Origin of the sequence: Micromonospora sp. NBC_01638 (genome assembly GCF_045209745.1) — a bacterium.
Taxonomy (GTDB): Bacteria; Actinomycetota; Actinomycetes; order Mycobacteriales; family Micromonosporaceae; genus Micromonospora.
Genome location: NZ_CP109273.1, coordinates 5,391,195 through 5,407,342, shown reverse-complemented (window position 1 = coordinate 5,407,342; position 16,148 = coordinate 5,391,195). Strand labels below are relative to the sequence as shown.

Genomic DNA, 16,148 nt, shown 5'->3' with positions numbered 1-16,148 from the left:
GGCTGAGAGCCTGCGCGGCGGCGCTGCTCAGGCGACCCGGTGCAGCCAGCGTCGCTGCCAGGGGGTCTCCACCGCTTTCGGGTGGTAGCCCGCCCGAACCCACGGCACCGCACGTTCGACCGGCAGGCCGTCGAGGATCGCCAGCGCGGCCAACGCCGTCCCGGTGCGCCCCACTCCACCTCGGCAGGCCACCTCGACGCGTTCACCGTCGTGCGCCCGCCGCAGCGCCACCTGCAAGGCGTCGAGGGCATCCAGCCGATCGATCGGTACCCAGAAATCGGGCCACCGGATCCGTCGGTGCGCCCAGGCAGGCTCCGGACCAGGTGCCAACAGCAGGGCGAAGTCGGCGGGCGAGGTCGCCGCACCGACGCGACGACCACGCACCGTCGCTCCGCTGGGGAGTACGAGTACGCCCGGCTGCTCGGACCAGGGCTGAGCGTCAGTCACGCGAGCATTGTGCCGCCCCTGCCCGACGAGCGGTGTGCTGCGGCGCGCAGGCTCGATGGGCGTCCGGTGCACGCGGCGGTACAGACAGCGCCGCCCCCGGCCGGTGGGCCGGGGGCGGCGCTGGTGTCGGTGTGCAGGTCGCCTCTCGGCGAGTGGCACGACGCGGCTCCAGCCGAACGGTATTCCGCGAGGGCGATATTAGGTGAGGCCCGGGGACACTGAGTCACACCGACACTCTCCACAACCAGCCGGCACCCCACCTTGTTCCCCCCACCATGCCCCGCCGTGCCGCACGAGATCTTGGACAGTTTCCGTTAACTGCTAACGGCAACTGTCCAAGATCTACGGGCAACCGCCGATGGGCGGCCCCTGTTTATCGGCCAGCACGTCACCCGCTACCACCCGGCGGGGTCGGGGTGTGGGTATGCCGCTGGCCGGCACCCCCGGGTGGGGTGCCGGCCAGCGTTCGGTGTTCTGCGGTGCGGTGGGTCAGCTGTTCCAGTGCTGGGCGACGAGGTCGGCGGCCTGCTGCTCCCACTGGGCGTAGGCATCCGGGTAGGCGGAGACCTGCACGGTCTGCGCGGCCTTGGTCAGGGGCATGTCCTGCCACCCGTCAACCTGCTTCAAACCCTTTAGGAACGCGGTCGTCGAATACTCGGGATCGGTGATCTGCTCCGGAGTACCCCAACCACTGGACGGACGCTGCTGGAACAGGCCCAGCGAGTCGTGGTCGTTGCGGTCGCCGAGGTGGCCCAGGTTCTCCAGCTTCGACTCCTGGAAACTCGTCGCGATCGAGATGACCGCGGCGCGTTCGGGCAGGCCGGCCTTCTTCGTCGCGGCGATGATCGCCTTGACGTTCGCGATCTGCTCATCATTCAGGGGGATCCGGGACTGCTCGCCCTGCGGCTTGGCCGTCTGCACCGCAACCGCAACCGGCTTGGCATCCGGGGTGGCAGCGTGGGCGGCGATCGGACCGGCGAAGACACCACCGGCGAACGCGAGACCAGCAACAGACAGCACGCTCTTACGAATGATCGTGTTCATGAGGATTTAACTCCTTCGGGGGTAGGAACACCCGCCTCACCAATCGGGGGAACGGTGGTGCGGGTGTGAGCACCTCGTCCGGCGCTGCACATACCGGGGGAAAGTCTGGGGGTGGGCGGCCTACGGGCGGGGACTCGTGGCGCCGGGGTTCAGGTGTAACGACCGGAGGGCCGGGGTCATTCCAGGGGCGGCCCATCCATCGGCACCCTCGTGAAGGCGGTGGCCGGGTGGTCGTTCGCGGGGACTGCAACGACCGGGCGGGCCCCAGCATTCCAACCCCGGCGGGGCGGGGGTGGTGGGCCGGTGGTGCTGCGATCGTCAGGGTATGTAACGACCCCGGGCCGGCCATGATTCCGGCCCACGGGTGCGACGGGTCACCACCCAGAACCGTCCTCGACCGGACAAACCACCCACACGACCACGCGCCTGCGAGCCCAATCCACCCTCCCCCGGCATGACCCACTCACCTTCACGGAAACCGCGGTATCCGGCCCGTCCGGACACCCCCGTATCACGGAAACCGAGTCGATCACGCACAACGGGTTGACCGCTCTAGCCTCGGCCCTTCGTTAAGGGTTGTCCAAGGAGTGGGCCGGAAACGCAGAAGTGCCTTCTGATCAGGGAAAATAGGGCTTGTCGAGAGTCCTGTTAACCCGTCACGGAAGGCACTTGCTGGGTGAAGGCTACCGCAACACGTCCGAAGATCACGGTGACCGGGGACGGGCGGGGCGTGGTCGGTCACGCCGGTGCCCGGCTGATCGCCGATCTCGCTGACGTGACTGGTTTGACCAGCGCATTCAGCCAAGCGTTGGCCGGGCTACGGCAGCGGCAGCGGCAGCGCGGGCACGACCCGGGCCGGATCGCGGTCGACCTCGCCGTGATGCTCGCTGACGGGGGCGAGGCCATCGCCGATCTGGCGGTACTGCGTGACCAGGCGGCCCTGTTCGGGCCGATCGCGTCCGACCCGACCGCGTGGCGACTGTTATCGCAGCTCGACGCCACGATGCTGGCCGAGCTGCGGGCCGCCCGAGCTCATGCCCGCGAGATCGCCTGGGCCCAGCACGCCGACACCCGCGGCGACCTGCCACAACCGACAGTCGCCGGCCAACCGGTCGACGGCCTGGTCCTCGACATCGACGCGACCATCGTGATCTGCCACTCCGACAAGGAATCGGCCACCCGCACGTGGAAGAAGACCTTCGGCTTCCATCCGCTGCTGTGTTTCCTGGACAACACCGGCGAAGCCCTCGCCGGCCTGCTGCGCGAGGGCCGGGCCGGCTCGAACACCACCACCGACCACATCACCGTCCTCGACCAAGCCCTCGCCCAGATCCCCGACGCTCAGCGGCACGGCACCCCGATCCTGCTCCGCGCCGATTCGGCCGGCTCCAGTCACGGCTTCCTCGCCCACATCAGGTCCTTACGCGAACACCACCTCGACATCCGATTCAGTGTCGGTGCCGCGATCACCGAACCAGTCAGGGCTGCGATCCGGGCCGCGACCGGCTGGGTCCCCGCCGTTGATACCAGTGGTGACCTGCGTGAACATGCCGAGGTCTGCGAGATCACCGGCCTGTTCGACGCCGCAGGCTGGCCTGAAGGCACCCGGTTCCTGGTCCGCCGGGAACGCCCGCACCCCGGCGCCCAACTGAGCTTGTTCGACACCATCGAAGGCTGGCGGCACCAGGTCGTGGCCACCGACACCCCGCCCGGCACCGGGAGTATCCAGCACCTGGAGGCCCGGCATCGGGCACACGCCCGCGTCGAAGACCGCATCCGCACCGGCAAGAACACCGGCTTCGGCCGGTTCCCGTCCCGGATCTTCGCGATCAACCAGGCCTGGCTCCAACTCGCGCTGACCGGCATCGACCTGCTCGCCTGGACCCAGGCTCTGCTACTGGACGGCGATCTGGCCACCGCCGAACCGAAGAAGCTGCGCTACCGGCTGCTGCACGTCGCTGCCCGGATCACCCGCACCGCTCGGCGGACCCGGGTCGCTATCGCCGCGAACTGGCCCTGGACCGATGCCCTGACCAGCGCATTCAGCAAGCTTATGGCGTTGCCCCGGCCCACCGGCTGACCCTTACAACTCACGCCTCGACCAGCAGCACGGAGGAACCCGGCCTCGCGCCGGACTCTTGGCATACCAACAAAACGCCATCAACCACGCGAATCGAACTCATCGAATCCCGGCTATCGGCTGACGTCCAAGTGAAAGACCGAGGCTAGCGCTCGTCCGAGGCCCGCGACCCGCTCCGATAGAGCGTGCCGCGACCACGCGGATCGGGCCCACCATTCATGTCACGCCGACCATTCCAGTCAGACCCACCGCTAAAGTCCGACCCACTGTTCGACGGGCTCGACGAAGGACCGGCCGATTCGGCGGTGCGGGGGGCACGCCGGGCGCGCAGCACGCGGGACCCGACGAACCAGGCGCCCGCCGCCACGCAGACCACGATCACCACTTTCTGGAGCGTGCCGACGTATCCCTCCACGAGATGCCAATTGTCCCCGAGTAGGTAGCCGGCGAGCACGAACGTGGTGTTCCAGATCAGGCTGCCCAGCGTGGTGTACAGCAGGAACGTGCTCACCGGCATGCGTTCCACCCCGGCCGGGATGGAGATCAGGCTCCGGAAGATCGGGATCATCCGGCCGAAGAAGACGGCCTTCACGCCGTGTCGGAGGAACCACGCCTCGGTGCGGTCCACATCGCTGAGCTTCACGAGGGGAAGCCGGGACACGATGGCGCGCATCCGGTCGCGGCCCAGCGACGCGCCGATCAGGTAGAGCGCCAGCGCACCCACCACCGAGCCCAGCGTGGTCCAGAAGATCGCACCGACCAGGCTCATCCGGCCCTGCGCGGCGACGAAGCCGGCCAGCGGCAGGATCACCTCGCTGGGAATCGGCGGGAACAGGTTCTCCAGCGCCACCGCCAGGCCGGCACCCGGGCCGCCGAGCCGTTCCACCAGGTCAGTGACATACCCAACGATTCCGCCCTGCGGCGGTTCCGCTGCGGCGGTGGGGGTTCCGGTGGCGAACACGGCGTGGGACGTTCGGATCATGCGCCCACCGTACGAAGTGATCCTGAAAGAAGACCGCATCGGCGTGGCCGCGCCGGACCGTACCCTGTTACGGCTCGCGGTGGCGCAGCCACTGTGCGTACCCCGGGATGTCGCGGAGAATGCGCGGAGGCACGCTGCCGCAGTCCGCGCGGCGCGCGCCCGCGTGGTGATCTTTCCAGAGCTGTCGCTGACGGGGTACGAGTTGGACGCGCCGGTCGTGTCGGTCGACGACGCGCGGTTGGCGCCGCTGGTCGAGGCGTGCGCCGAGACGGGCGCGTTGGCCCTGGCCGGCGCACCGGTCGCGGGTGACCACATCGCGATGCTGACGGTGACCGGTGCCGGGGTGACGGTGGCGTACCGGAAGATGTGGCTCGGCGACGCGGAGTCGCGCCGGTTCCGGCCGGGCGACACGCCGACCGTGCTCACAGTGGACGGATGGCGGGTGGGGCTGGGGATCTGCAAGGACACCGGCGTCGCCGTGCACGCGGCGCGGACCGCGGCGCTCGGGATCGACGTCTACGCGGCAGGCGCCCTGGAGTTGGCGCGCGACGCCGCCGTGACGGAGCAGCGGGCGCACCGGACCGCCACCACGCACCGGGTCTGGGTCGCGGTCGCGAGCTTCGCCGGGTCGACCGGCGGCGGCTACACCGAGGCGGCGGGCCGGTCGGGGGTCTGGACGCCGGAGGGCGCGGTGTACGTGCGTGCGGGCACGAACCCAGGCGAGGTGGCCAGCGCCCGCATCGGGTGAACGGGCTGTCAGTGTCGGACCCATCCCTGGGATGCTGCGCGGATGACTTCCTTTCCGAGGACCTTCGCCGACGACGTCATCGACCAGCCGGCTAAGGCGCAGTTCGAGGCGTTCATCGACGAGCACCGCAGAGCACTCAACGGCTACCTGGACGGGCTGACCGAGGAGCAGGCGCGCCGATCGTTGGTGCCGTCCCGGACCACGCTGCTGGGTCTGGTGAAGCACACCACGTTCGTCGAGAAGGTCTGGTTCGACGAGGCCGTCACGTGCCGGTCCCGCGCCGAGATCGGCATTCCCGCGACGCCGGACGAGTCGTTCATCCTCGACGACGACGACACGATCGCCACCATCCAGCGAGCGCACCGGGAGACCTGCGAAGCCTCCCGTCGGGCGACGTCCTCTCTGGACCTGGACGACGTGCTTCGCGGCAACCGGCGCGGCCCGCTGCCGCTGCGCTGGGTGTACCTGCACGTGCTGCGCGAGCTCGCCCAGCACTGCGGGCACGCGGAGATCCTGCGTGAGCAGCTCAGGGCCGAGTAGCGCGGTTGGCCCACGCGCGGTCAGCCAGCGTCCAGCACCTCCCGCAACCGTGTCGCGAACTCCTCGGGCTTGCCCGCATAACCGAACTCTCCACCGAGGAAGCCGCCGTGGTGACTCGGGAACACCACGGCCTGCTGGCCGAGCAGGGCCGCCGTGCCGAGGGACGTACGCGCGGTGTACGTCCCCGCCGACTCCTCACCGACCGCAATCACGATCCGGGTCGGTGCCGCCGTGAGCAGGCTCGCCTCGGGACGGTAGTCGGTGATCGCCCAGGAGCTCTTCGACAGCAGCGGATCGTCGCGGGTGCCGTCGTCGTCGGTCGACATGCCGAACATCGCCGGGTCGGCCGCGGGCTGGGCGAAGTAGGCATCGGTGAACTCGCCCTGCCACGAGGTCATCGCGATGAACGCAGCCATGCCGGCACCGGAACCCTTCGCCTGGTACGCCTCGTAGAAGCCGGCGCGAGCGCGCTCGGCCGCCTCGGCGTCGGGGAGCACCGCGTTGATCGGCGGCTCGTGCGCTACCAACGTGACGACATCGCGAGGGTGGGTCGCGACGAGTTCGAGTGCCGTCACCGCGCCGCCGCTGCTGGCGAACACGTCGACCGGGCCGGTGCCGAGCGCCTCGACCAGCAGGTGCAGGTCGGCCGCCTGCTGCTGCGGCGTGTGGTCGGTTCGGCCGTCCTTGCGGATGCTCCGGCCCAACCCACGCGGGTCGTAGGTGACGACTGTGCGGTCCGTGAAGTGCGCGGCGAGCGCGTTGAAGCCCTCCGCCGTCATCGGCTGGCCGATCATGAGCAACGCGGGGCGCCCGCCGGCCGGGGGTAGCGGGCCGCGGACGTCGTAGACCAGGTCGACGCCGGGTACGGCGAGGGTGTGCGTCTGTATTGTCGTCATGCCGGTGACACTACGGCCGGCGGGAGCCGCTGGACGACCATGCCATGCCGGCGACATCGATCCGGATCACGCTTTGGCCCACCCGCCGGTGTCGCCGAAGCGGCGGAGCGTCCAACGGGCCGGCGGCCAGCCTCCCGGGTCGTGGTCCGTGGTCCATTCGGTGATCGAGGCCGGAGGGACGTCCAGGTCGAACGCCCGAAAGATCGGCTGTGCGGCGAGCGCATGGAACGCGCCCTCGACGGTCTCGCTGTGGCCGACCAGGACCACGGTGGCGCCCCGGTGCCGGTGTGCGACCTCCATGATCGCGCGGCTGACGCGGACCACCAGTTCGGCCCAGCTCTCGTTGCCCTCCTCGAACGGCCGGAACACACCGCCACCGGCCACCGCGTGTTCCGTGCGGAAGCGGGTGGTCGGCAGGCCGTCGGCGTACGGGGGTGTGTGCCAGGTGCACAAACCACAGTCGGCCACGGGTCGGACGCCGAACGCCGCGCCGATCGGTTGCGCGGTCTCGACGGCTCTGCGCAGCACGGACGAGTAGACCGCCACCGGTGTGTCGCTAGCAACGTCGCCGGTGAGCCGGTTGGCCAGATCGTGTGCCTGCTCGTGGCCGAGGGCGGTGAGGCCCCGACAACCACGTGGTCCACCCACGATTCCGTCAAGCTGGTGGAGCGACTCGCCATGTCGCACGAAGATCAGACGTGTCCGCATCGGGACATCATGCCAGCGGCATCGACGAAGCTGTCAGTTGTCCGTACGGCCGGTGGAGAAGCTGCCGGCCTGTGTGAGCAGAGCGTCGAGCTGGGCGCCCGTCTGCGCTGGTAGCCGGTCACGTTCCACCAACTCGGCGATGCGTTTCCGTAGGTCGGCGACGCGCTTGGCCCGGTCCCTGGTGCGGCGGTCCAGGTCGGCGAGGTCGTCGCGCAGATCCTCGGCGGTCTTCCGTTCGACGTCGCCGCGGGCGACCGCCGCGGCGAGGACGGCGGAGAACTCGCTGGTCACCTCCCGGAGGCTGACCGGCACCTGCTGCCCGACGGTCGGAGGCGCGGTGGTGGCGGGGGGTGACGGCGAGGACGGTGTCGTCGGCGTCGGCGATTGCGTCGTGGGTGCGGGCGCGGGGGCGGAGGCCGACGGCGGGGCGGCGATCTGGGACGAGCCGGGTGCGTCCGGCGTGCCGAGGGGGCCCTGGGCGAGCAGTGCGCCGAGGCCGACCAGCACGGCGAGGCCGGCCGCGACGAGAACGGCGACGGGTCGGCGCGATCGGCGGCGTGCCGGCACGGCGGCAATCGGCGCGGGGCGGGCCACCGAACGGTCGATCAGGGTGGGAGGGTGGGCCGCCGGCAGGATGCGCAGCAGCTCGGTGGGCGGCTCGACCGGCTGGCCGGCGCCGAAGCGGCGGGCCAGGTTCGCGGCGCTCGGCCGGTCGGCCGGGTTGGTGGCCAGGCAGGCGACGGTCAGCTCGGCGATGTCGGCGGGGAGGCCGGGCACCCGCAGCGGCAGCACCGGAGTGCCGCGCCGGTGCACCTCCAGAGCGTCCTCCCAGCTCTGCACGGGCAGCGGCGCCCGCCCGGTGAGGGTGCGGTAGAGCAGCACGCCGAGGGCGTACACGTCGCTGGCCGGGTCGGGCGGGCCGGCGGCCAGCCGCTCCGGGGCGAAGTAGGCGGGTGTGCCCATCAGCGGCTCGCCGGACTGGCCGTCGAGCCCGCCAAGTGCGGCGATGCCGAAGTCGAGCACCTTGGCGCCGGTGTCGGTGAGCATGACGTTGCCCGGCTTGACGTCGCGGTGCACGACGCCGATGCGGTGCGCGGCGGCCAGCGCGGCGGCGATCTGCCCGGCCACCCGGACCGCCTCCGGCCAGGGCAGCGGCCCGGTCCGCAGCCGGTCGGCCAGGTTGTGGCCGTCGACGAGCTCCATCACCAGGTACGGGACCACGGCGCCGCCGGCCAGGTTCGCCTCGGCGTAGTCGTACACCTGGGTCACGTGCGGATGGGTCAGCCGGGCGGCCGCGCGGGCCTCGCGTTGGATGGTGGCCCGCAGTTGCGGGTCGGCGGCGAGCTGCCCGGCGAGGACCTTGATCGCGACCGGTCGGCCGAGCACGTCGTCGTCGGCCCGCCACACCTCGGACATGCCGCCGAGACCGATCCGCTCGTGCAGTACGTAGCGGTCGTGGAGACGGAGGGTAGGCATGAAGGGCGACATGGCTTCACCAGTCTGCCTGGCGATGCCGGACTCGACCACCCACCATGCCCGGACCCACGCTGTTCGTCCCGTGCGTACCCAAAATGACTTTCGACCAGGTCAGGAGCAGTGGGGGCGGGCAGCGGTCGCGGCTGGATGCGGTCGGCGAGCCGGCGCAGGGCGACGGCGGCGGCCTGCCGGGTCGGGACGAGCAGGGATGGTCGGGAAGGCGGCCGCCATCACGTCGCCGGACTCCCGGTCGGCCTGGCTAGTGCCACCTGAGGGGCAACCGCCGTCCTGTTCGACGGTCAGGCCGGGTAGAGGTCGTCCAGCATGCGGCCGAGGATCTCCGGCGTACGCTCCGGCGGCTCGGCCTCGACACAGAGCCGTTCCATGGCTACCGCGTAGTAATCCAGGTCATCGCGTTTGTCGAGGTAGATGGCGCTGGTGAGCTGTTCGATGTAGACGATGTCGGGCAGCTCCTGGTCACCGAAGCGCAGGATGGTGAAGGCGCCACCGGCCGCGGCGTGGCCACCGGCGGCGAACGGGATGACCTGGAGCCGGATGTTGGGTGACTTGGTCGCCTCGATGAGCGCGGTGAACTGGCCGCGCATGACTTCGGCGCCGCCGATCGGACGGCGCAACGCTGCCTCGTCCACCACGGCCCAGAGCTGGGGCAGGTTTTCCCGGTGGAGCAACTGCTGGCGCTGCATCCGCAGGGCGACACGTCGATCGATCTCGGCCGGACCGGCCGCGCCGTGCCCGAGCAGCACGACCGCCTGCGCGTACTCCCGGGTCTGCAGGAGGCCGGGCACGAATTGCACCTCGTAGCTACGGATCAGAGCGGCTGCGGCCTCCAGGCCCAGGTACGACTGGAACCAGGTCGGCAACACGTCGCCATAGCGGTGCCACCAGCCAGGGCTGTTGGCGTCCCGCGCGAGCTTGAGCAGCGCCTCGCGCTCGTCTTCCTCGGTGACGCCGTAGAGGGTCAGCAGGTCGACAACGTCGCGTTCCTTGAAGCCGACCCGGCCCAGCTCCATCCGACTGATCTTGGATTCGGAGGAGCGGATCTCCCAGCCGGCGCCCTCTCGGGTCACCCCGCTGGATTCCCGCAGACGGCGCAGTTGGGCGCCGAGCAGCATGCGCAGCACGGTCGGCCCGGTTGTCGGGCCACCCTCGGCGGGAACCATCGTCACGTGCGGACCTCCGGATACCGACCCATCGCGGCCGGGCACCCCGGCCCGGCCGACGTGTAAGCATGCCATGGACCGACAGTGAGGTGAACTCCTCCGGACCGGTGATTCAGTCCCGCCGCCGGGACGATCCCCCTCGGGACACTCAGTTGATCAGGTGGTCGAAGTCGCCGTCGCGCGCCCCGAGCACGAAGGCGGCGATCTCATCCACTGTGTAGATCAGCGCTGGCCCCTCCGGATGTCGTGAGTTGCGGACCGCGATGCCCGCTCCCCCGGGCAGTTCGGCGAGTTCGACGCAGTTGCCGCTGGGGTTGCTGCGGCGGCTCTTCTGCCAGCTCAGCGGGGGCAACTGGTGGATCGGTACGCCATTGGGCGGCTGCTGCATGGGGGCGTCTTTCTGCTCACGAGCCCGCCGGTGGCCGTGGGAGGAGCGGTGACGGCGAGGGGTGCGGTATCGACAGTGGGCCGTTCTGCACGTGCATCTGCTATTGCATCTGCACCGGACGGCGAGCATGATAACGCACGTGACCGGTGCTTATCCGTTCACTTTGCGTTACCCCGATTGGGGCAACCAGCAGGGAAAACTGGGCCCGACGCGGCGTGCCGCGTCGACCGAAGGCTGGAGGCGGTCGCGGCGATGGGAGGGTTCGTGCCGGATCCGATGAGTGTCGCCTCCGGCATCTGCGCGGCCGGCGCGCTGCTCTCCTCCTGGCAACTACGCCGACGGTCGCTGCGCGCCGAGGCCGAAATCGGGCACCTTCAAGCCGAGCTGGCCGCCGAGCGGCACGCCGCCAGCCACGACCCGCTCACCGGGCTGCCCAACCGCCGTGCCTTCTACCGCCTGGCGGCCGCCCTGCTCACCGACGCGGCCGGTCAGCCGTTGATCGCCGTCGTGCTCGACCTGGACGACTTCAAGCAGATCAACGACCGATACGGGCACGCCGCCGGCGACCAGGTGCTGATCAGTGTGGCCGAACGGCTCGCTGGTTTCGCCGGGGACAACCTCGTCGCCCGCCTCGGCGGCGACGAGTTCGCCGGGCTGCTCTCCAGCCCGACCGTCGACCGGCGCTGGATCGAGCACTCCACCCGCCGTCTCAGTGAGACCGTCGCCGCGCCGATCCGGCTGAGCGCGTGCAGTGTCCGGGTCACCGCGTCCGTCGGGCTCGCCCCGGTGACCGGCCCGGCTCAGCTCACCGACGCGCTCAGCCGTGCCGACGCGGCCATGTACCAGGCGAAGAGCCTCGGCGGCGCCCGGTCACCCCGGCAACTGGTCGACAGCGCTCGCCTGGCGGAGTGCTGACCGGTCCGGCGCGCTCAGTTGGCGGGTGCCCCAAACCACCGTGGCAGCTTGCTCAGCAGGTCGGTCTGATCGTCGCCGACCCAGGCCACGTGGCCGTCCGGCCGTAGCAGCACGGCGGGCACGTCCAGTTCCTCGCTGACATCGACGACGTGGTCGACCCGCTCCGCCCACCCGGCGACCGAGAGCCGGCCGGTCTGATCAAGCAGCAGTCCGCGGCCGCCGTGCATCAGCTCGTAGAGGCGCCCCTGCTTCAGCCGCACGTCCCGCATATGGCGGCCGAGCAGATCGTGCCCCTCGCCGACGTCGTAGCGGACGCCAATCGCGGTGATCTTCTCGATCAGGTACCGGTTCACGTCTTCGAAGTCCATCAGCTCCGACAGCAGTTGGCGTACCGATCGCGGCCCCGGTGCGGGTGACAGCAGTTCCATCTGCGCGCGGGTGTTGTTCAGTACGTCGGCGGCCACCGGGTGCCGTTCGGTGTGGTAGCTGTCCAGCAGCCCCTCCGGCGCCCAGCCGTTGATGTGGGCGGCCAGTTTCCAGCCGAGGTTGAACGCGTCCTGGATGCCGAGGTTGAGCCCCTGCCCCCCGGTCGGCGGATGGATGTGCGCCGCGTCGCCGGCCAGCAGCACCCGGCCGGTCCGGTAGCGCTCGGCCAGCCGGGTGGCGTCGCCGAACCGGGAGAGCCAGCGCGGTGAGTGCACGCCGAAGTCGGTGCCCGCGTACACCCGCAGCTGTTGCTTGAACTCCTCGATGGTCGGCGGGACCGAGCGATCCTCGGCCACCCCCTCGGCGGGCACGAGGACCCGGTACACCCCGTCCCCGCCGAGGGACCCGAGACCGAACCGAAGGTGGGTCTTGCGGATCTCGGCCACCACGTCGGCCACCGTCTCCGGTGGTACGCCCACCTCCATCTCGCCCAGCAACGACTCGACCCTGCTGGGTTCACCGGGGAAGCCGACGCCGAGCAGCTTGCGCACCGTGCTGCGACCGCCGTCGCATCCGACGAGATGGCGCGAGCGCAGCTGCGTGCCGTCAGCCAGCTCCACGGTCACCTCCTGGTCGTCCTGGCTCAGCCCGACAACCTCGCAACCGCGCCGGATCTCCACGCCGACGTCACTGGCGTGCTCGGCCAGCAGGCGGTCGGTGCTGGGCTGCGGGATGCCGAGGACATAGGGATGTGCGGTGTCCAGCCCGCCCGGCGACGGCTTGGGGATGGCGGCGAAGAAACCACCAACCGGGTACTGCTTGCCGAGCGCGAGGAACCGCTCCAGCAGACCGCGCTGGTCCAGCACCTCGATGCTGCGCGCGTGCAGGCCGAGCGCTCGGACGTACCTGGTCGGCTCGGTCTCCTTCTCCAGCACGAGCACGTGCACCCCGTGCAGCCGCAACTCACTGGCCAGCATCAGGCCGGTCGGTCCACCGCCGGCAATGATCACGTCGATCATGGAATCCCCCGATTTCCCCAGTTTTGGGCTTCGGTTGGAGATTCTGCAGCACAACCCAGGTCTTGCCGCAAGACCCCGGGTGCGGTATATGTTGGAGGTGGCAAGGAGTGTCTACACCTCCTTGCCGTTGCCTTTTCCGCCGTAGACGGATGCGGTCGCCGGTCGAGGTCGCGCAGCGCCGCGTCGGCGAGAGCGACCAGCCTGGCGGGTCCAGTCGCTGAGGTCGTCGAGCGTCGAGCGCCCGCTGGTCGGAGACCCACGGCACCACCGAGAGCCTGACGAGCCGACCGCCGGGGTCAGCGCTGCGTCGCCAGGTGCCGGTCCAGTGCGGCGTACGACTCGGCGGCGCCCTGCGTCATGCCGGAGTCGACCATGCCGTCGCGCTCCTCCGTGGTGTCGAAGCGGATGGTGCCCGTGACGACCGTGCGCCCGTCCTGCTCGGTGAAGATCAGTGTCTCCACCGCCACCTGGCCTGCCATGCCCTCGAACTCGAAGGTCTGCACGATGCGTTCCGGCACGACGATCTCCCGGAATTCACCCCGGAAGGCGTAGTCGTTGCCGTCGTCGGCGTGCTCGACGTAGCGGTAGCGGCCGCCCTCCCGGAAGTCGATCTCGACGTCCAGCGGGTTGCCCCGCCCCCACCAGTGCTTCAGGTGCTCGGGCTGGGTGTGCGCGGCGTAGACCAACTCGCGCGGAGCGTCGAAGGACCGGGTGAGGGTGATCTCCCGGTCGGACGGCAGGTCGATCGTCAGGTCAGGGAGCTTGCTCATGGGTCTCCTTCAGGTCGCGTAGGTAGTCGTCCAAGGTGTCGTAACGGTCGTCCCAGAGTCGGCGGTACTGGTCGACCCACTCGGCGAGCGTCCGCAGCGGCGCCGGGTCGAGCCGGCAGCGGCGCCATTGCGCGTCGCGGGTCCGCACGATCAGCCCGGCTCGTTCCAGCACGGCGAGGTGCTTGGAGATCGCCTGGACGCTGATCGGGAACGGCGCCGCCAACTCGTTGACCGTCGCCTCACCGGTCGCCAGGCGGGCCAGGATGGCCCGCTCGAGAGGTGTTCAGGGACGCAGCCCGGGTATGGGGAGGCGGTACCCCCATACGACGGCCGAAAGGAACCAACGTGGCGAGCCTTCGCGCCCTCGTACTCAACTGCACCCTCAAGCCGTCGCCCGCGCCGTCAAGCTCCGACCAACTCGGTCGGGAGGTTCTCGCCGAGTTGGCTACGCAGGGCGTGGAGGGCGAACTGGTCCGGGTGGTCGACCATGACGTGCGCTTCGGGGTGTCAACGGATGAGGGCAACGGCGACGGCTGGCCCGCCATTCGGGCCAAGCTGCTGGCGGCGCAGATCCTCATCATCGCCACGCCGATCTGGCTCGGTCAGCCCGCCAGCGTCACCAAGATGGTCCTGGAACGCCTGGACGCCGAGCTTTCCGAGACCGACGACGAGGGGCGCCTCCTCACCTATGGCAAGGTGGCCGGCGTCGCGGTGGTCGGCAACGAGGACGGCGCGCACCACACGATCGCCGAGGTGCAGGGGGCGCTCAACGAGGTCGGGTTCACCGTCGCGGCCGCCGCCGCCACCTACTGGGTTGGCGAGGCACTGCACAAGGTCGACTACCGCGACGCCGGCCCCAAGCCCGACACCACCGGCCGCACCACGAAGGCGCTGGCGCTCAACACCGCACACCTGGCCCGGCTGCTCGCCGACCAGCCGTACCCGCCGCCGGACGCGCAGGGCGCCGCAGTCGGCCCGAGCCGCGAGCCGGCCTGACCACCGACGGGTCTCCGAAAGGTACGGTCAGCGCCAGCCGTAGCTGGCGCGCAACGCCTGCCCGACCCGGTCGAACCGGGGCCGGTCCAGCACGGCACCCTCGCGGCGGATGCTGTCCTCGCGCATGGTGAGCACCCGGTCCAGTCGGACCCAGCTCGGCCGGTTGTCGCGGTCCCACTCACCCGGCCCGAGCGCGAACCAGTGCCGCTGCCCGTCCCGCTCGCTCTGACTGGACAGCATCAGCCCGAACAGCGTCCGGCTGTGCCGCCCGACGACCAGCACCGGCCGGTCCTTGCCCTGTCGGGGGTCGTCCTCGTACGGCACCCACGTCCAGACGATTTCGCCAGGGTCCGCCTGACCGTCCCGCTCCGGGGCGTAGGTCAGCTCCCGACGCTGCAACGCGCTCACCTGACGGCGGCGGGCCACCTGCGCGGGGGCCGGCCCGGTGCGCCGGGGCGACGGGATCGCCGCGCCCACCCGGGAGATGCGAGCCGCGACATTCCTCAACAGACCAGCCACGGCGCGCAGCCTACCCGCCGCCGTGCCAGCCGTCCGCGTGGGCATTGCTGGGGCAGACTGGTGCGATGACCATCGAGGTGCGCACCAGGAGTCTGCCCGCAACGGCGACGGCGCTCGGGTCCGCCGGGGCGTACACCCTGGTGGTGGACCGGCCGGCGGACGCCGGCGGCGGCGGGCTCGGGTTCAACGGCGGGCAACTGCTCTTTCTCGCGGTTGCCGGCTGCGTCTCCAACGACCTGTTCCGCGAGGCGCGGGCGACCGGCCTCGTCCTGCACCGCGTGGAGGTGACGGTGCGTGGCGACTTCACCGGTGACCCGGCGGTGTCCACGGAGGTTGCTTACGACGTCCGGATTGACGGCGACGCCCCGCCGGAGGTGCTCCGCGCCCTGGTCGAGCGGGTTGACTCGATCGCCGAGATCCCCAACTCGCTGCGCGGTGGCACCCCGGTACGGCTGGGTCACACCGAGATCGTCGGTGCCCGGACTCCGACGGACTGATGCCTGAGCTGCCCCGCGACCTGCCGATCCTCAAGCGGCGCGCGGTCCGGGTGGTGGTCACCGACGGCATGGACCGGGTGTTGCTGTTCCACACCCACGACCCGGACCATCCCCGGCTGGGCACCTGGTGGGAACTGCCCGGCGGCGGCATGGACCCCGGGGAGACCTACCGCGACACGGCGGTGCGGGAGCTTCGCGAGGAGACCGGGATCGTCGTCACCGTCGACCAGGTGGGCGCGCCAACCTGGCGGCGGCGGGCGAGCTTCCTGCACCGCCAGTCGCGGCACGTCCAGGACGAGGTGGTCGTCACCGTACGGCTGGCAGGCCCCGGCCCGGACGTGGACGAGGCGCACCGGCTCGACTACGAGCGGGAGGACTACTTCGGATTCCACTGGTGGCCGCTGCCGGAGGTGGTGGCCAGCCAGGAACGGTTCTACCCCGGGCAGCTTCCCCGGCTGATCACCCCCTTCCTCGCCGGCGAGGAGATCGACGAACCGTTCGAGTTGTGGTCGTGAG

18 protein-coding genes and 1 pseudogene are annotated in these 16,148 nt (G+C 70.5%); 7 read left to right on the top strand and 12 right to left on the bottom strand.

Annotated elements, in window-relative coordinates:
- Positions 1-27: 27 nt before the first annotated feature.
- The gene (locus OG811_RS25180; protein WP_406069217.1) at positions 28-447 is read right to left on the bottom strand and encodes a protein-tyrosine phosphatase family protein; all 420 of its coding nucleotides are present in this window, start codon (positions 445-447) and stop codon (positions 28-30) included.
- 489 nt (positions 448-936) lie between these two features.
- The gene (locus OG811_RS25175) at positions 937-1,491 is read right to left on the bottom strand and encodes a hypothetical protein (protein ID WP_406069215.1); all 555 of its coding nucleotides are present in this window, start codon (positions 1,489-1,491) and stop codon (positions 937-939) included.
- A gap of 676 nt (positions 1,492-2,167) precedes the next feature.
- Here OG811_RS25175 and OG811_RS25170 point away from each other — a divergent pair.
- Positions 2,168-3,571: an IS1380 family transposase gene (locus OG811_RS25170; RefSeq protein WP_406069214.1), complete on the top strand. Its 1,404-nt coding sequence runs from the start codon at positions 2,168-2,170 to the stop codon at positions 3,569-3,571.
- A 145-nt stretch (positions 3,572-3,716) separates the two neighbouring features.
- Here the strand turns inward: OG811_RS25170 and OG811_RS25165 are convergent, their stop codons facing one another.
- Positions 3,717-4,553, bottom strand: coding sequence for a DedA family protein (locus OG811_RS25165; RefSeq protein ID WP_406069213.1), 837 nt, complete (start codon positions 4,551-4,553; stop codon positions 3,717-3,719).
- On the opposite strand from OG811_RS25165, the gene OG811_RS25160 reads away from it, so the two are divergent.
- Together OG811_RS25160 and OG811_RS25155 are read left to right on the top strand one after the other, a co-directional pair.
- On the top strand, positions 4,552-5,301 hold the full coding sequence (locus tag OG811_RS25160) for a carbon-nitrogen hydrolase family protein (protein ID WP_406069212.1): 750 nt from the start codon (positions 4,552-4,554) through the stop codon (positions 5,299-5,301). The two genes, OG811_RS25165 and OG811_RS25160, sit on opposite strands and share 2 nt — an antisense overlap.
- A 42-nt stretch (positions 5,302-5,343) precedes the next feature.
- Positions 5,344-5,841: a DinB family protein gene (locus OG811_RS25155; protein ID WP_406069210.1), complete on the top strand. Its 498-nt coding sequence runs from the start codon at positions 5,344-5,346 to the stop codon at positions 5,839-5,841.
- A gap of 20 nt (positions 5,842-5,861) precedes the next feature.
- On the opposite strand, the gene OG811_RS25150 is transcribed toward OG811_RS25155, so the two are convergent.
- From OG811_RS25150 to OG811_RS25130, 5 genes are all read right to left on the bottom strand, one after another.
- Positions 5,862-6,737, bottom strand: coding sequence for an alpha/beta fold hydrolase (locus OG811_RS25150; protein ID WP_406069208.1), 876 nt, complete (start codon positions 6,735-6,737; stop codon positions 5,862-5,864).
- A 66-nt stretch (positions 6,738-6,803) separates the two neighbouring features.
- Positions 6,804-7,445 carry a histidine phosphatase family protein gene (locus tag OG811_RS25145; protein ID WP_406069206.1) on the bottom strand — a complete coding sequence of 214 codons (642 nt, stop codon included), beginning with the start codon at positions 7,443-7,445 and terminating at the stop codon, positions 6,804-6,806.
- Positions 7,446-7,478: 33 nt separating this feature from the next.
- Positions 7,479-8,921, bottom strand: a complete 1,443-nt coding sequence (locus tag OG811_RS25140; RefSeq protein WP_406069204.1) for a serine/threonine-protein kinase — start codon at positions 8,919-8,921, stop codon at positions 7,479-7,481.
- 299 nt (positions 8,922-9,220) lie between these two features.
- Positions 9,221-10,102 carry a helix-turn-helix domain-containing protein gene (locus OG811_RS25135; RefSeq protein WP_406075903.1) on the bottom strand — a complete coding sequence of 294 codons (882 nt, stop codon included), beginning with the start codon at positions 10,100-10,102 and terminating at the stop codon, positions 9,221-9,223.
- A 148-nt stretch (positions 10,103-10,250) separates the two neighbouring features.
- Complete coding sequence (locus tag OG811_RS25130; protein ID WP_074309213.1) at positions 10,251-10,490, bottom strand: DUF397 domain-containing protein; 240 nt, start codon at positions 10,488-10,490, stop codon at positions 10,251-10,253.
- Positions 10,491-10,754: 264 nt separating this feature from the next.
- Here OG811_RS25130 and OG811_RS25125 point away from each other — a divergent pair, with 264 nt between their 5' ends.
- Complete coding sequence (locus OG811_RS25125) at positions 10,755-11,405, top strand: GGDEF domain-containing protein (RefSeq protein WP_406069202.1); 651 nt, start codon at positions 10,755-10,757, stop codon at positions 11,403-11,405.
- A 14-nt stretch (positions 11,406-11,419) separates the two neighbouring features.
- Here the strand turns inward: OG811_RS25125 and rox are convergent, their stop codons facing one another.
- The 3 genes and pseudogenes from rox to OG811_RS25110 all read right to left on the bottom strand — a co-directional run.
- On the bottom strand, positions 11,420-12,850 hold the full coding sequence (rox, locus tag OG811_RS25120) for a rifampin monooxygenase (RefSeq protein WP_406069200.1): 1,431 nt from the start codon (positions 12,848-12,850) through the stop codon (positions 11,420-11,422).
- Positions 12,851-13,146: 296 nt separating this feature from the next.
- A complete protein-coding gene (locus tag OG811_RS25115; RefSeq protein ID WP_406069198.1) occupies positions 13,147-13,620 on the bottom strand; it encodes an SRPBCC family protein in 474 nt (157 codons plus the stop codon).
- Positions 13,604-13,891: pseudogene (locus OG811_RS25110) on the bottom strand (ArsR/SmtB family transcription factor); the annotation flags it as partial. The gene OG811_RS25115 and the pseudogene OG811_RS25110, both read right to left, overlap by 17 nt.
- A 74-nt stretch (positions 13,892-13,965) precedes the next feature.
- Between OG811_RS25110 and OG811_RS25105 the strand changes: the two are divergent.
- Positions 13,966-14,616 carry a flavodoxin family protein gene (locus OG811_RS25105; RefSeq protein ID WP_406069196.1) on the top strand — a complete coding sequence of 217 codons (651 nt, stop codon included), beginning with the start codon at positions 13,966-13,968 and terminating at the stop codon, positions 14,614-14,616.
- A 27-nt stretch (positions 14,617-14,643) separates the two neighbouring features.
- Here the strand turns inward: OG811_RS25105 and OG811_RS25100 are convergent, their stop codons facing one another.
- Entirely contained in the window at positions 14,644-15,135 is a 492-nt protein-coding gene (locus OG811_RS25100; RefSeq protein WP_406069194.1) for a type II toxin-antitoxin system PemK/MazF family toxin, read from the bottom strand.
- Positions 15,136-15,200: 65 nt separating this feature from the next.
- On the opposite strand from OG811_RS25100, the gene OG811_RS25095 reads away from it, so the two are divergent.
- Together OG811_RS25095 and OG811_RS25090 are read left to right on the top strand one after the other, a co-directional pair.
- A complete protein-coding gene (locus OG811_RS25095; RefSeq protein ID WP_406069193.1) occupies positions 15,201-15,632 on the top strand; it encodes an OsmC family protein in 432 nt (143 codons plus the stop codon).
- Positions 15,632-16,147: an NUDIX hydrolase gene (locus OG811_RS25090; protein ID WP_406069191.1), complete on the top strand. Its 516-nt coding sequence runs from the start codon at positions 15,632-15,634 to the stop codon at positions 16,145-16,147. The genes OG811_RS25095 and OG811_RS25090 overlap by 1 nt, the downstream gene beginning before the upstream one ends.
- Position 16,148: the final 1 nt, after the last annotated feature.

What these genes read in the sequence shown, in the direction of transcription:
- OG811_RS25175 (WP_406069215.1), bottom strand. Translation starts at nt 1,491, where the DNA reads ATGAACACGATCATTCGTAAGAGCGTGCTGTCTGTTGCTGGTCTCGCG.
- OG811_RS25160 (WP_406069212.1), top strand. Translation starts at nt 4,552, where the DNA reads ATGCGCCCACCGTACGAAGTGATCCTGAAAGAAGACCGCATCGGCGTG.
- OG811_RS25165 (WP_406069213.1), bottom strand. Translation starts at nt 4,553, where the DNA reads ATGATCCGAACGTCCCACGCCGTGTTCGCCACCGGAACCCCCACCGCC.
- OG811_RS25155 (WP_406069210.1), top strand. Translation starts at nt 5,344, where the DNA reads ATGACTTCCTTTCCGAGGACCTTCGCCGACGACGTCATCGACCAGCCG.
- OG811_RS25150 (WP_406069208.1), bottom strand. Translation starts at nt 6,737, where the DNA reads ATGACGACAATACAGACGCACACCCTCGCCGTACCCGGCGTCGACCTG.
- OG811_RS25145 (WP_406069206.1), bottom strand. Translation starts at nt 7,445, where the DNA reads ATGCGGACACGTCTGATCTTCGTGCGACATGGCGAGTCGCTCCACCAG.
- OG811_RS25140 (WP_406069204.1), bottom strand. Translation starts at nt 8,921, where the DNA reads ATGCCTACCCTCCGTCTCCACGACCGCTACGTACTGCACGAGCGGATC.
- OG811_RS25135 (WP_406075903.1), bottom strand. Translation starts at nt 10,102, where the DNA reads ATGGTTCCCGCCGAGGGTGGCCCGACAACCGGGCCGACCGTGCTGCGC.
- OG811_RS25130 (WP_074309213.1), bottom strand. Translation starts at nt 10,490, where the DNA reads ATGCAGCAGCCGCCCAATGGCGTACCGATCCACCAGTTGCCCCCGCTG.
- rox (WP_406069200.1), bottom strand. Translation starts at nt 12,850, where the DNA reads ATGATCGACGTGATCATTGCCGGCGGTGGACCGACCGGCCTGATGCTG.
- OG811_RS25115 (WP_406069198.1), bottom strand. Translation starts at nt 13,620, where the DNA reads ATGAGCAAGCTCCCTGACCTGACGATCGACCTGCCGTCCGACCGGGAG.
- OG811_RS25095 (WP_406069193.1), top strand. Translation starts at nt 15,201, where the DNA reads ATGACCATCGAGGTGCGCACCAGGAGTCTGCCCGCAACGGCGACGGCG.
- OG811_RS25090 (WP_406069191.1), top strand. Translation starts at nt 15,632, where the DNA reads ATGCCTGAGCTGCCCCGCGACCTGCCGATCCTCAAGCGGCGCGCGGTC.